The organism is Fluviicola sp. (assembly GCF_039596355.1).
GTDB lineage: Bacteria > Bacteroidota > Bacteroidia > Flavobacteriales_D > Crocinitomicaceae > Fluviicola.
The window spans coordinates 452,239-465,507 of the sequence record NZ_JBCNJW010000002.1 but is presented as its reverse complement, the minus strand read 5'-3'; the positions used below and the strand labels follow the sequence as shown (position 1 = coordinate 465,507).

Annotated in this window: 10 protein-coding genes; 7 read left to right on the top strand and 3 right to left on the bottom strand. The window is 45.0% G+C overall.

Annotated features, from left to right (window positions below; genetic code table 11):
* Positions 1-149: 149 nt before the first annotated feature.
* Positions 150-2,012, bottom strand: a complete 1,863-nt coding sequence (locus ABDV94_RS07230) for a VWD domain-containing protein (protein ID WP_343606026.1) — start codon at positions 2,010-2,012, stop codon at positions 150-152.
* Between the two features lie 214 nt (positions 2,013-2,226).
* Between ABDV94_RS07230 and ABDV94_RS07225 the strand changes: the two genes are divergently transcribed.
* The 5 genes from ABDV94_RS07225 to ABDV94_RS07205 all read left to right on the top strand — a co-directional run bounded on the left by ABDV94_RS07225 (position 2,227) and on the right by ABDV94_RS07205 (position 6,933).
* Positions 2,227-3,156, top strand: a complete 930-nt coding sequence (locus ABDV94_RS07225) for a PfkB family carbohydrate kinase (protein WP_343606024.1) — start codon at positions 2,227-2,229, stop codon at positions 3,154-3,156.
* A gap of 37 nt (positions 3,157-3,193) precedes the next feature.
* Positions 3,194-4,891, top strand: a complete 1,698-nt coding sequence (locus ABDV94_RS07220; RefSeq protein WP_343606022.1) for a DUF349 domain-containing protein — start codon at positions 3,194-3,196, stop codon at positions 4,889-4,891.
* Between the two features lie 4 nt (positions 4,892-4,895).
* On the top strand, positions 4,896-5,561 hold the full coding sequence (locus ABDV94_RS07215) for a hypothetical protein (RefSeq protein WP_343606021.1): 666 nt from the start codon (positions 4,896-4,898) through the stop codon (positions 5,559-5,561).
* A 114-nt stretch (positions 5,562-5,675) separates the two neighbouring features.
* A complete protein-coding gene (locus ABDV94_RS07210) occupies positions 5,676-6,047 on the top strand; it encodes a hypothetical protein (protein WP_343606020.1) in 372 nt (123 codons plus the stop codon).
* Complete coding sequence (locus ABDV94_RS07205; protein WP_343606019.1) at positions 6,040-6,933, top strand: EamA family transporter; 894 nt, start codon at positions 6,040-6,042, stop codon at positions 6,931-6,933. Before ABDV94_RS07210 ends, ABDV94_RS07205 begins: the two co-directional genes overlap by 8 nt.
* A 45-nt stretch (positions 6,934-6,978) precedes the next feature.
* Here the strand turns inward: ABDV94_RS07205 and ABDV94_RS07200 are convergent, their stop codons facing one another.
* Entirely contained in the window at positions 6,979-9,435 is a 2,457-nt protein-coding gene (locus ABDV94_RS07200) for a DUF5916 domain-containing protein (RefSeq protein ID WP_343606017.1), read from the bottom strand.
* A gap of 41 nt (positions 9,436-9,476) precedes the next feature.
* On the opposite strand from ABDV94_RS07200, the gene ABDV94_RS07195 reads away from it, so the two are divergent.
* Positions 9,477-10,361: a hypothetical protein gene (locus tag ABDV94_RS07195; protein WP_343606015.1), complete on the top strand. Its 885-nt coding sequence runs from the start codon at positions 9,477-9,479 to the stop codon at positions 10,359-10,361.
* Here the strand turns inward: ABDV94_RS07195 and ABDV94_RS07190 are convergent.
* The gene (locus tag ABDV94_RS07190) at positions 10,353-12,293 is read right to left on the bottom strand and encodes a ComEC/Rec2 family competence protein (RefSeq protein WP_343606013.1); all 1,941 of its coding nucleotides are present in this window, start codon (positions 12,291-12,293) and stop codon (positions 10,353-10,355) included. The genes ABDV94_RS07195 and ABDV94_RS07190 overlap by 9 nt on opposite strands.
* Before the next feature lie 117 nt (positions 12,294-12,410).
* On the opposite strand from ABDV94_RS07190, the gene ABDV94_RS07185 reads away from it, so the two are divergent.
* Positions 12,411-13,265: a hypothetical protein gene (locus tag ABDV94_RS07185; RefSeq protein WP_343606011.1), complete on the top strand. Its 855-nt coding sequence runs from the start codon at positions 12,411-12,413 to the stop codon at positions 13,263-13,265.
* Positions 13,266-13,269 lie beyond the last annotated feature (4 nt).

Here is a 13,269-nt window from a genome sequence, read left to right as displayed (position 1 = left end):
CTTTATACGTTACATCATCTTGATTGAGAAAAGGAGAAGTGAACCATTGGCACTCTTAGCTAACGGCTACTAGTTTTAACTGGCCTTGCATAAAAAATCAACTGCAAAACTCCTTAAAAAAAGAAAGGAGCCCGAAGACTCCTTTTGCTTTAACCACCTCTTCTAATCGGGGTTGAAATCGTTTTGGAAGGTGTAGAGCTGGGTGTCGAAACCGGTGTGCTGATAGTTCGCTGCACTGGTGTCGATACAGGTTTGCTTGGTGGCGGTGTATATGTCGGTTCTGTTTTTACAGGTGTTGTAGAAACAGGTCTTGTCGTAATGATCGGTCTGGTTTCCGGCTGTTTCACAATGGTACTTTCTACTTTAACCGGTTTTACTGTCTCTGTAGGTGTACTGATAGTCGTTGTTGAAGAACCGGAGTTTGGCTGGCTGACCGGATTTTTGACTTCTACCGGTTTGCTGGTTTCTCCCCTGAACACCGGTCTGGTTGTTGTCGTTTCACCACTTGCCGGCGTCACGGTAGATGAGCTTTCAGAAGCTGGTTTCACGGTTTCTCTCACAACTGGGCGATCCGTAGCGGTTCCTTTTTCTTCTTTGACCAATGTTCCGGTATTTCCGCCGGTTGTCGGGTTGATTTCTCCTCTGGGAAGCGCAGGTGAATCACCTGTTGTTTCCACTTTTGAATCAGCCTGGCTAACTGCCGGATAACGCTCTCTGAATGGTTTTTGACCTGGGTTTACGTTTGGAGAAGGAGTTCTTACCGGATCCAGTTGTCTTCCGGCTGTTCTGTCCGGGATGTTTGGTTTTGGAGTCGGCTCGATGCGCAGGAAACCATTGTCGTAGATACATGCGCTCAGTTCCGGTCCCGTAAATCCTCTACGCTCGCATTCTCTCTGAGCTCTTCTGCGGTCATTTTCGTTCAGGTCTCCCAGTGTGCGGTGAACGCGTGGGAAAGACATGTCCGTAAAAGCGTAAGTGCTTTGGTTGAATCCATAATCGAACAGGGATTCCTGCGGTGTGATGCGGTACTGCATGGCGAAATCCTTTGCCAGGAAAGCCAGGTATTCTTTTTCCAGTACCTGATCCTGGCGATTGGAAGAACCGAATACGCCCATGTTCCAGCGTGTAGAAGCAATTCCTCCGTTCATATTACGCACATCAAAATCATCTGAACTTCTTCCGTTTGCATTTCCGAGAATTCCGTCATAGGAATCGGAACAAGGGTAGATTTCCATCGCAATGTTGTAGAATCCCATCCCGCCTGATCTGGAAGCATCCAGTTTCACACGTTCTCCGGTAGGCCAGGTAATCACGTAATCGTTGTTTCCCGACTTAGAGATTGTTCCCCCGTGCTCCAGGTAATAATTTCCTCCATCGAGATAAATGGGTTCGCCTTCAATGCGCAGTGGAGTGGTTGTATTTCCGTCCGGTTTTTCGTTTGCATAGAAGCAAACCCGGTCTCCGCCCACATTCATGGCTACTGCGGTATTGAGGGAAAAATCGTCCGACTGGGCGCGCTGACGTACCTGTACATTCACGTTTCCGTTTCCGGATTTTGCGAGTGTAAATTCTCCCACAGTCTGGAAGGAATAAGTTGCTCCGTCGAAGGATTTCAAATGGGGATCGCCATACGTTCGTCCCATAACCGGTTTACAGTCGGGAGTTCTGCTTGTGAAACTGTTCAGTCTGTTCCACTGGCTTCTTGAAAGGCTGTCGGTGTTGGTACTCGACCGCTGAATTTGCGACCGGACTTTGTTTTGTGTAGCTTCCGGCATGGCGCTAAACATTTCTGCAGGGGTGTATTCTTCCGGAAAATTACGATCCGGTGTCGGTGTTTTATTCGCCATAGCTTCCATAGAAGATGCAAGCCATTCTCCCCGAACTGCATCCCAGGCAACCAGATCCTTCCGGATCGATTGAAAATCTGTGCTGAAGTTCGATTTCTCCTGGGCCTGAACAGTTCCAAGGGAAACAAGTGCGAATAATCCAAAGAATGTAAGATGTTTTTTCATAACCGTTGGTTTAATTCGAAAAGCAATCACACAATAAATGTACCGAAAAATCAACAGATTAAAAAATGTTAAAATAAAAACAAAATAATTGATTTGAAGATTGAAATTTAAAACAAGAGGCATCCGGGGACTGTTTTTTTCCGGAAATACTTCATGGATAACGAGCAACTTAAACTTAAATTATTCCGTACATTTGCCCAAATAAATTGATAAAATGAGTCTATTGACAGTTGGTAGTGTGGCTTTCGATGCCATTGAAACACCATTCGGAAAAACGGATAAGATTGTAGGAGGTGCAGGTACGTTTATTGCCCTTTCCGCATCAAACTTTATAAAAGACCAGCGAATTGTTTCGGTGGTAGGAGAAGATTTCCCACAGGAAACATTGGATTTGCTGGCTTCAAAAGGAGTCGCTTTGGAAGGATTGCAGATCAAGCAAGGCGAGAAAACATTCTTCTGGTCTGGTCGTTACCACAACGATATGAACTCCAGAGATACGCTGGTAACCGAGTTGAATGTACTGGAGCATTTTGATCCGATCATCCCGGAATCATACCAGGGAGCTGAATACCTGATGCTGGGGAACTTGAGCCCGCAGGTACAGCGACAAGTTATTGAGCGTTTGGAGAAAAAACCGAAACTGATCGCGATGGATACCATGAATTTCTGGATGGATATCGCATTGGATGATTTGAAACAAACATTGAAACTGGTAGACGTACTGATCATCAATGATGAGGAAGCACGCCAGTTGTCAGGAGAATATTCATTGGTGAAAGCGAGCCGCGTGATCCGTAGTATGGGACCGAAAACGCTGATCATTAAAAAAGGAGAGCACGGAGCGTTGTTGTTCCAGGATGAGAAAGTATTCTTTGCTCCGGCATTGCCGTTGGAAGATGTATTTGATCCGACAGGAGCAGGAGATACGTTTGCAGGAGGGTTTATCGGGTATATTGCTTCAACGGACGATACGTCATTTGAAAATATGAAGCGCGCGATTATTGCAGGATCTGCATTGGCATCTTTCTGCGTGGAAAAATTCGGAACACAGCGTTTGCTTGAAATTACAAAGGAGGAAATCGATGCGAGAATTGAGCGTTTTGTTTCCCTGACAAATTTCGAAATGTCAACTGTAGTTGGTTAATTATTTGTAAATTGAGAAACCACTAAAAAGCTTTATCATGGAAAAGGCAGGTTTATTAGAGTCGTTAAAAAATCTCGTACAGCAGGAAGATGTGCTGGCGGTAGCGCGCGAAGTAAGTGAATTACGCAATCAGTTTGAAGACGTAGTTTTGGAAGAAGATCGTCAGTTTCAGGTGAAACAACTGGAAGCCCAGGAAAAAGGTGAACCTGTTGAAGAACGTGTGTCTGATCCTGTGCGTGAAGAGTTTTATCAGCTTTATAATGAATTCCGTGAGCGCAAAAACAATCAGCAGCGTGTAAAAAAAGACGCTGAAGAAGCAAATTTGCGTCGTAAGAAAGCTTTGTTGGAAAGACTGAAAGAGGTCGTTGAAAAGGAGGAGAATATCGGTGCTGCCATGACGGCGTACAAAGAAATTCATGACGAATGGAAAGAAGTTGGAGACATCCCGCGCGAAAAACGCCAGGATATCCAGTCCGAGTATTCCCGCCTGTTGGAAACGTTCTTCTACCATATTAAAATTTACCGCGAATTACGCGAGCATGATTTGCACCGTAACCACCAGCTCAAGCTGGATGTCATTCGCCGTATTCAGGAATTATCGACTGTTCCGCAGGTAAAAGATGTGGAACAGGCGATTAAAACGCTTCAAAACGAATGGGACGAAACCGGACCTGTTTCCAATGATGCGTGGGAAAGCCTGAAAAATTCCTACTGGGACGCAGTGAGAGCTGTTTATGCCCGCATCCAGGTTTTCTATGATGAGAAAAGAAGCGAGCTGGCTTCGAACCTGGAACAGAAAAAAGAAATTGCACAACGTGCCGCTGATTTGGTGAAAGAGTTTGCTTCTTCCAGTACCAAGGATTGGGATACTGCAACGGCAACATTGCTGGCACTGCAGGAAGAATGGAAGAAAATCGGTTTCGGACCGCGCAAGGAAAACGAAGAAGTATGGAAAGAATTCCGTGCTTCCTGCGATGAATTCTTTGCAAAGAAAAAAACGTTTTTTGATAGCCTGAGAGGGAAGTTTGATGATGTGGCTGCGAAAAAACAGCAGTTGATCGACAAGCTGGAAGAAATCAAGCATTCGACCGAATGGAAGAAAACGACAGATCAGATCCTGGCAATTCAAAAGGAATGGAAAAACCTTGGAAGTGCCGGACAGCGTTTTGAGCAGAAACTGTGGAAGGAATTCCGTGCTGCCTGTGATCATTTCTTCGATGCAAAACAAACACATTTCAGTTCGAAAGACAAGGAGTTCGAAGAGAACCTGACGAAGAAACTCGAATTGATTGAGCGCATCAAAGCAACGGCAATTCCGGAAGATAAAAAAGAAGCCTTGTCCCTGTTGAAAGGATTTGCGACGGAATTCAATGAAATCGGACACGTGCCGATGAAAGAGAAAGACCGGGTATTCAATGCATACAAAGAAGCATTGGATTCGCATTACCAGAAATTGAAACTGGAAGGCGAGGAGCAGGAAAAAATGCTCTTCCAGGCGCGTTTGGATAACTTAAAAGCAGACCCGAATTCGGATCGTGCAATGGCAAGAGAGCGTTACGACCTGAATGAGAAGATCAACCGTTTGCGTGCAGATATTCTCCAGTTTGAGAATAACCTCGGGTTCTTTGCGAAATCGAAAGGTGCAGACCTGCTGAAGAAAGAAGTTGAATCCAAGATCGCAGCCGCACAGCGCAAAATCGAGGAGTTGAGAACAAAGATTAAAATGATCCAGTAAGGCGATGAATCGTTCCATAAATATTTTACTCTTATTCTTTTCGTTTCCGGCTTTCGCATTCATCATCTTTGTTGCGTTCGACATTCATTTCTTCAATATTCCATTGGCGGAATCATCTTATAAATTCCCCATTTTTGTTGGATTTGCAATGATTTTATTGCTGTTGATGATTCGTCGTTCAACAAGCCGCTGGGTAGGGGTATTCATGACCCGGAAACCCGAACGTTTTATCTGGAGTACGCCGGTCTCCGGAGAACGAAAGAAGCAGGTTCGCTTGTTCCTGCTGTTGGAAGCAGTGATTGCTTTTTTTGCAATGGTAACGGCTTTGTTACTTACAACCGAATCCTGGCCAATTGCAGCAGTTTATGGAATCATGGTACTGGATCAGCTTGTTTTCCTGGTGGTGACACAATCCTGGTTCCGTGTTGGAATTACGCATAAAGCAGTGGTGGTTGCCGACCGGGAAGTACGTTTGTTATTTTTCTCCGGTTTGAGAAGAGTTGAAACACATCAACAGACACTGTATTTTGAGTATATCGAAGATTTGCAGTTGTTTTTTCCGTTGAATTGCATCCCGGACGGGAAGTACGGAGAATTCCGCGCAGCAATGGAGGAACGCGTCAACCGTGACCGTGTTTTCTTTTCCGAAGGATTTAAAGCATTGAAATAGATTTAGGGGAGTCAAGAAGGAAAGAGACAAGGCTAAAAGAATTTTATTGTCTGGTCTCTTGCCTCCAAAGATCTGGACTCTATAAAATAACAGTAACCCATCAAAAGAACATTCATGAAAAAACTGACAGAAAAACCCATGTTGTTAGGCCTTTTAGTCGGTTTGTTTTTGCTGATTTTGTGCGCATTGGTTCCCATTCCGATGTATGATGGGATGATTTATTACGACCAGGGATTGGTGCATTTGCAGCTGGAATCCAAAATTGCGCTGAGTTATTACTTTGGTTCCGGTCTGAAAGGGGCTGCGGTGAATGGAATTCTTCCTTCGCATGTTGAATTGAAGCCTTTGGGGTATGTGCTGTTTGCACTGATTCATATTGGTTTACCGGCCTTAATCACGATCCGCTTCAAAATGAGTAATGCCCGCAACGCTTACGCCAAAGCTTCAGCGGAGGAGCAAAAAACCGACTCTTCTTCCAATGAGTAAAGAGCTCCGAAGCTGGCTTTTCCTGGTTATTCTCGCGCTCATTTGGGGAAGTTCCTTTATTCTGATGAAGAAAGGAATGTATGATGAATCAGGAGGCCAGGTCTTTTCCGATTCCCAGGTTGGCGCGTTGAGAATGGCGATTGCCGGTTTAGTAATGCTTCCTTTCGGGTTCATGAACCTGAAGAAAATTTCCAATTGGAAACAGGTGGCGTATCTAACAGTGGTTGGAACTTGCGGAAATTTCTTCCCGGCTTTCCTGTTTACCTTTGCAGAAACCAAATTGTCTTCCGGACTGGCGGGAATGCTGAACAGTTTTACCCCGTTTTTCACCCTGATACTCGGATTTTTATTCTTTCAACAACGCATCCGCCTGAAACAGGTGATCGGTTTGATGATTGCATTTGTGGGAATCTGTATTTTGGTCGGGATTCTGAATGACGCTCCGGTCGAAATTTCATTGTTGCATGTCAGCGCAATTCTGCTGGCAACGCTGATGTATGGAACCAGCCTGAATACGATCAAATACAAACTGGGTGAGTTCAAATCACTGGAAATTGCTTCGCTGTCGTTTACTTTTTTGGCCATTCCGGCGTGGGTTGTAACCTTTTGCCTGAATACCGGAAGTGTACTTCGTACCCACGAACATGCATCTGAATCCTTGTTCTTTATCAGTGTTCTGAGTGTTTTCGGAACGTGTATCGCTTTGTTGTTATTTAACCAGATCATCAAGCTGAAATCCCCGATGTTTGCAAGCTCGGTTACGTATATGATTCCGATTGTTGCCGTGATTTTGGGTGTTTTTCTGAACCACGAAGCATTTCATGTGTCTCAGTTTTTGGGAATGCTGGTGATTGTTGGCGGAGTGTATTTGGTGAATTCGAAGTGAAAGTGAATGATCATTAAGTCATTGGATCATTGAAGAATTATCCCATCAAACTGCTTTCTTCCGAAACCACTTTCCTGCATCGATATAAAACAAACCTTTCACGGAGAATGAATTCAGGTACGGATTGTCGAACAAATTCCGGAATGTATTGAAATACCCGTAATCCAACCCGTTTTTAGAAGCATAGATATTGTACTTCCATACAAAACGGACTTCGCTTCCGGGGTAAACCACCCAGCGTAGGTCGAAATCTACGGTAAACGCATTGAAACTGGTATTGTGGTAACTTTGACCTAAGGCATTCATCCCGGTGTAGCCCGAGCTGCGGTAGCTTCCGTCTTCCAATAATTCCATGAACGATTTATAAGCAACTTCCTGCCAGTAATGATTGAAACGCAGTTTGAGACTGAATGTTTTAGTGAAGGTATAATCCAATGCAACGGAATTCGTCACAATCCAGCGTTCCCTGTTCCCCAGTGTGATCTGTGAATTGGAATAAGCAGTGTCTGTAACGCGTACATACCCAAAATTGTTGAAATACCTTGAGACGGTTGAACTGAAAACGGTGAAGAGTTTGGGGGTGATGCGAATGCGCGGGCTGATGTTCATATCGAGGTTTGACATGCCTTTGCGGTCAAATACGCGGTGATACGCATAAAAGTCGAGCGCAAATCGCTTGGAATAATCGCTGGAATAGAATCCGCCGTATTGAAAGGAAGCCGGGAAATGAACCGGAATCCCAAATGTGCGCGATTCGAAGAAGTCGTATTCGCCCAAAGGATAGTAGTTGAGCGAAAGCCCTGCGGTGAGAAATTTTTTCGTGGTGATGATATACTCGGAATTCAGCGACAGGTAAGCGAATTTGGAAGGTTTGTACAGGTATTCCAGGTTGGAAGATGCTTCCAGTTTTCGTCTCAGAAGTCGTTTGGTGGGCTGATATCCGGTCCATTTGTAATTTCCGAAGAACCCGAAATAGTTGTTACGAGCCAGGTACCCCAGTTCGTTCGAATTGAAATTGTTGTCACAGTCGTAATACTCGATACTGAACTGGTTGATTCCTTTTACCTTGCGGAAACTGAGGTACGACGTGCGGCCTGTGCTGACCTCATCTTTGCCGGAATTGACTGAGATTTTCGTGTTCCCGGTCAGGCTGTAGATACGACTCTTATTGAAGACCAATCCTTCCAGCATACTGACATTGGAAATGACACCGATTTCGGGCCGGATTACATTCGTGTTCAGGAAGGAGATATTGGCGTTGTTTTTCAGGTTTTGGGAAAGAACAAATACATTGTAGTTCGAAAGCGGATGCGCCAATATTTGGTGTTCTGATCCCGTAGAATCGGTGTAGCGCAGGAATGAACGATTCTCAATGGCATTGAAAACACCGATTCCCAGTCCGTTTTTGGTTCTTCCGGATACTTTTAAAGCATTGATCAGCTGCGCACGGTCGGGAAGAGACGTGATTGTGTTGTTGGGATCTTGTGATGCGGAATCCACGGCTTCGTACTTGAGGTAGCTTTCCGCACCGATCCGCCGGGAATAGAACAAGTCACCGATCCCGAATAAATCCATTCCTTCGAGGAAAAAAGGTCGGTTTTCCGGGTAGCGTACCTCGAAAGGAGACAAATTCAAAACCAACCGGTCTGAAACGGTTTGTCCGAAATCCGGGATCAATGTCGCATCCAGGGTGAATGATTCACTCAATCCGACCTTCATGTCCATTCCGAAACGCGGCCGGAATCCCCAGTTCTGACTTTGTGTGTTTTCGGCATAGCTGTCTTCGAGGTACGTGGTAGAGTAGGGAGAAAACGACAAGCGGAGCGGGCTTCCCAGGTTTTCAATGCCTTTCAGGTAGCCGCTTTGGGCAATTTCCCCGTATTGGAGCGGATCAACGGCTGACCAGTGCGAGGTTTCCCGGTTCCGCCGGATGTTTCTCACATAGTTAATACGCCAGTTCTGAACAGCTTCTTTCGGGAAGCGCAATTGTGTTAAAGGGATCCGGATTTCCAGGCTCCAGCCGTCTTCCGTGCGCCTTACTTTGCTCCGCCAAACAGCATTCCAGGAATAATCTTCGTTGACTTGATTGATAATAGCATCGAGTTCCGTTCCTGCTGCGGTAACATAAAACCCGAATGCATTCTGACCGGCTCCATAAGGATCAATCAGGACTCCGAACCAGTCTGCATTTCCGAAATCGTCTCGTTCCGATAAAAAAGCGATGATGGAATCCGGCCGGTTATCTGTCAGCTTCGCACCGATGTAAATGTATTGGTCGTCGTACAGGAATTTAACTTCCGTTTTGTATTTGCTTGGAATTCCGGGTTGCGGATAGTTGGTGATGAAATCGGTAGCTGTTTCCGCGTCTTTCCAGGTGGTTTCCGTGACCAATCCGTCGAGTAGAATAGCCTGATCAATTCGCTTTCCGGAAACTGTTTTTTGTCCGAGAAGCGAAAAAGAAAGCAGAATAAATGTCAGAAGTATGGAGCAGCAACATTTCACCCGGCAAAATTCGTTATTTTTGGTAATATAAAGTCATGCTTATGTCAGGAATACATTTTCTAGGTCGATTTGTCTCTGTTTTTATATTGGTCGGATCAATTGCTTCGTGTGGATTGAAATACGTGCCCGGCCCAAGTCTGGATGATTTGGAGAAAACCCGAAAGGAAAAACTGGAAGAGCAACTGGCACATGATTTTGCTGCGGTCAATAAAACCTATGTTTCGCTTACCTATGGTGAAACAGTGGTGGTGAAGCCGCTTTCGTACCAGCGTTTGGATTCCCTGTTTGAAGTAAAATACCGTATGAGCAAAAGCGGTTTGTCTACCAAAGAACTGGATCCGCTGATTGAAAACCAAAAAATGGTCTTGCTTTCCGACACAACGGAAGTGTTGTACATGGAGACGCACTGGTTTGAACTTTTCCAGGACAGCACCTACGAATTCGTGATCGCACAATGCTTTTTGAACAACAAAAATGTGCTCCGGAAAATGGATGTTGTGGATGAATTCCAAACCGGGAAATCCAATCGCGAGTGGGCTGAAATTTATATGAAAGAAGACTGGCTGACGCGTGATATGGGGTATACTTCGAATGAAGACCTGGCGTTTTATTCTAAAATGAAAAACAAGGAATTCAGTTTGCAGGGCGCTGAAAAAAATGCGTTCCTGGAAAATGTGTTCCAGGTGATGCGCATTGCGCGGGAAAATAAAAATACGGCAGCTCAGGGAATTGTCCTGAAACTGGCGGCAATCCAGATGAAAAAGGAAATTCCGAATTTTAAAGAAACGGATTATACCTATTCCTTCAAAAAGGAAAACAATCCGGCAACCAAACAGGATGAATACATCGTTGAGGCTGCTTCGATCTCGGACAAAAGGGTCTTGGTTACCCGGAAGTTTGATGAGTTTTTCATGCCGTTATATTGATATTCTGAAAGGCTGAATCTGTTCGTCTTTGTAGAGCTGTGTTTGCAAACGCTGAGATAAAAGTTGTTTGTTTTCCCCTTTTTCCGGAATTCCCCTGTTGCGGTAATGGAATGTTTTTCCGTTTACGTGAATTTTCCATCCGTTCCGGTGTTTGATGAATTCAATGGTTTTCTTCCCGATCGTTAAGCGGTTTTGGGATTTTAAAACAATCGTCTGATGAAGATTCAACCCGGAATCACGTACCGCATTTTTCAGTGTTTGTTTGACCTGTTTGTTCTTCTGTGAATCTTCGTAAAAGCTGATCAGTCTTCCTGCGTATTGGATGGTTCCGCAAAATTGTTTCCCGGAGAAAATCTGGAGTTCGTTGCGGTTGAGTTTCACTTCCCGTTTCCAGGAAATAAACAGGAAACAACCAGCAAATGCAATAAACGGAAGTTTGGAAATTCGCTCCCGGATTAATGTCTGGTAGGTACAGTAACCAATCACGGCAATGAGTACCAGAAACTGGAAGAAATTGAGTTCAAATCCGCCGGATAAACCACCGGGAATGCGGTCTACAAATTGAATTCCGATAACAAGCAGCTGCAATGAAAGGGCCGTAAGAAATACAATCAGCGTTTTCAGGTAAGGAACCCATGCCGTAAATACGAGTACAATCGGGAAGAGCAGCACAACGAATCCCAGTAACATCACCACGATATTGGAAAGCAGGAAATAATTCGGGAATTGGTGAAACCAGTAGAGCATGAACGGGGTAGTGGCAATGGTTGCGGCAATTCCCACGGCGCTTCCTTTCCAAATCCAGTCAAGCCATTTTTGCCGGATATGGATCAGTTGGTAAATCGGGTTCTGGAACAGGAAAATGCCGAGCAGTGCAACATATGAAAGTTGGAAACCGATATCGAACAGGTAATACGGATCGTACATCAACAGAATCACTGCCGACAAAAGCAGGTTGTTCATGCCGCTGTTTTTCCGGCTTAAAAGCTGGCCTAAAGTCAGGATACTGAACATAACCACCGCCCGGATTACGGAAGGAGAAGCGCCACTCAGCAGACCGAAACCCCAGATGAGGACAACGGAGAAGAGGATGGATTGCTTTTTGGTGATCCACCGGCTGAAAAATTGAAGGATGTACTGGAAAATAATCAGGATGATTCCGACATGCAGCCCCGAAACAGCAAGCACGTGCATGGCGCCGGTATTGGAAAACGAATCGAGTACCTCCGGATCAATGCCGGCTTTGTTTCCAAGGAGTAATGCCGTCCCAATTCCGGACACTGATTCCGGGAGCCAGTGTTTCAGTTTTTCAGCGATCTGATCCTGCCGTTTGGAAAAGAAGATGGCCAAACTGTTGCGGGTTCCCATCTTTACGATGCAGTTGGAAGGAATAAAAGCCCGTCCGATGTAATGATGTGTTCCGTAGTAATAGGCAGCATCGAAACTTCCCGGGTTGGTTTCAGTCCGGAAGGATTCGAGCGGTGTTTTGAAGGCGACATAATCTCCGGTTCGGTAGTTCATTTCCAGGGTGTCGAGTGTCAGGATGATGTTCCCGGAACTGCTGACTTGTTTGTTTCCGGAAGTTGTTTTGTCCAGGAGGATGTGAATGGTCTGATATCCGGATTGTGAGACTGCGCTTATAAAAACGGTTCCGTAGTTTACCTTGCCCGAAACCTGTTCGATGGAAGAAGTATGCGCCTTGACCAATTCTGTTTTGACAAAGCCAATGAGGGTAAAACAGCAGGCAGACGCGGTAATCGTTACCAGAGTTGACCCGAATGATTTCCGGAAAAGATCGGTGAAGAGCAGGTAGAGCAAGAGCAGGATCAGAAACAGGAATATTCCGAACCCGGTAAGTTCTGCGTTTCCGTTGGAAGCAAATGAAAGCAGAATTCCGAGGATCAAACCCAGTGAGAGTGGTAGCAGCGGCATAGTTCTGAATGCTTTTGAGTGAAATACGATACTAATCTAATAAATTGTAAGTTTAGTTACATCCCGGATTAAATTTTCTTTGTTTCTTTACAATCAAAACTTTACGGACTAAAATATATGTTGAAACTGAAACATTTTGTGCCTGCACTAACCATTGGCCTGGCCCTGACATCATGCGGAGATAGCGAGTCTGAAAAAAAAGAAAAAACAGTCGTTGAGACCGGTTCCGATTCCAAAGAATCGGCTGCGAATGAATACGTGCTTCCACAGCCGATCACCCTGGCAAATGCCTTCAAAGCCGCAGGATTGAAATACCAGGCAGGAAAGACAAACCCCGCTGCACGTGAAGGAAATTACGTTATCAAGATCGATCAGCTGATGAATTTGGGAGTGTATTCCACCGATCTGGCATACTGTGCCATCAATTCCAAATCCCAGGAAGCCCGCGAGTACCTGGCGGTGATTCAGAAACTGGGAGCGAAGGTCGGATTGGAAAGTGTGTTTTCCGATAAAGGATTAATCGCAGAATTCGATAAAGAATTGGGGAATCCGGAAGCATTGGAAGAGTTGATCTACGAAATCCAGGAGAAAACCGATGTGTACATGGAGGACAATGATCTGAAATATTTGGGTGACATCCAGTTTGCCGGAGCGTGGATTGAAGGAATGTATCTGGGAATCGACAATACGAAAGAGAAATCAGAAATCGGGAAAGCTTTGGTGGAGCAGATGAGCCTGCTGAAGAATATTATTAAGGGGTTCAAAAGCCATCCGGCACAGGAAGATGCACGTTTGAAAGAAGTGATTGCGCTGTATGAGGGAGTTCTGAACACCTATGAAAGCCAGCCTTCCGTTCAGAAAGTGTCTAAAAATATCAATCTTGAAACGCCTGAATTGACAGATGCGGAGTACCAGGCTTTGGCGAAAGAAGTGAAAAAAGTTCGTGATAACATTATTAAACCGGGAAAATGATTTT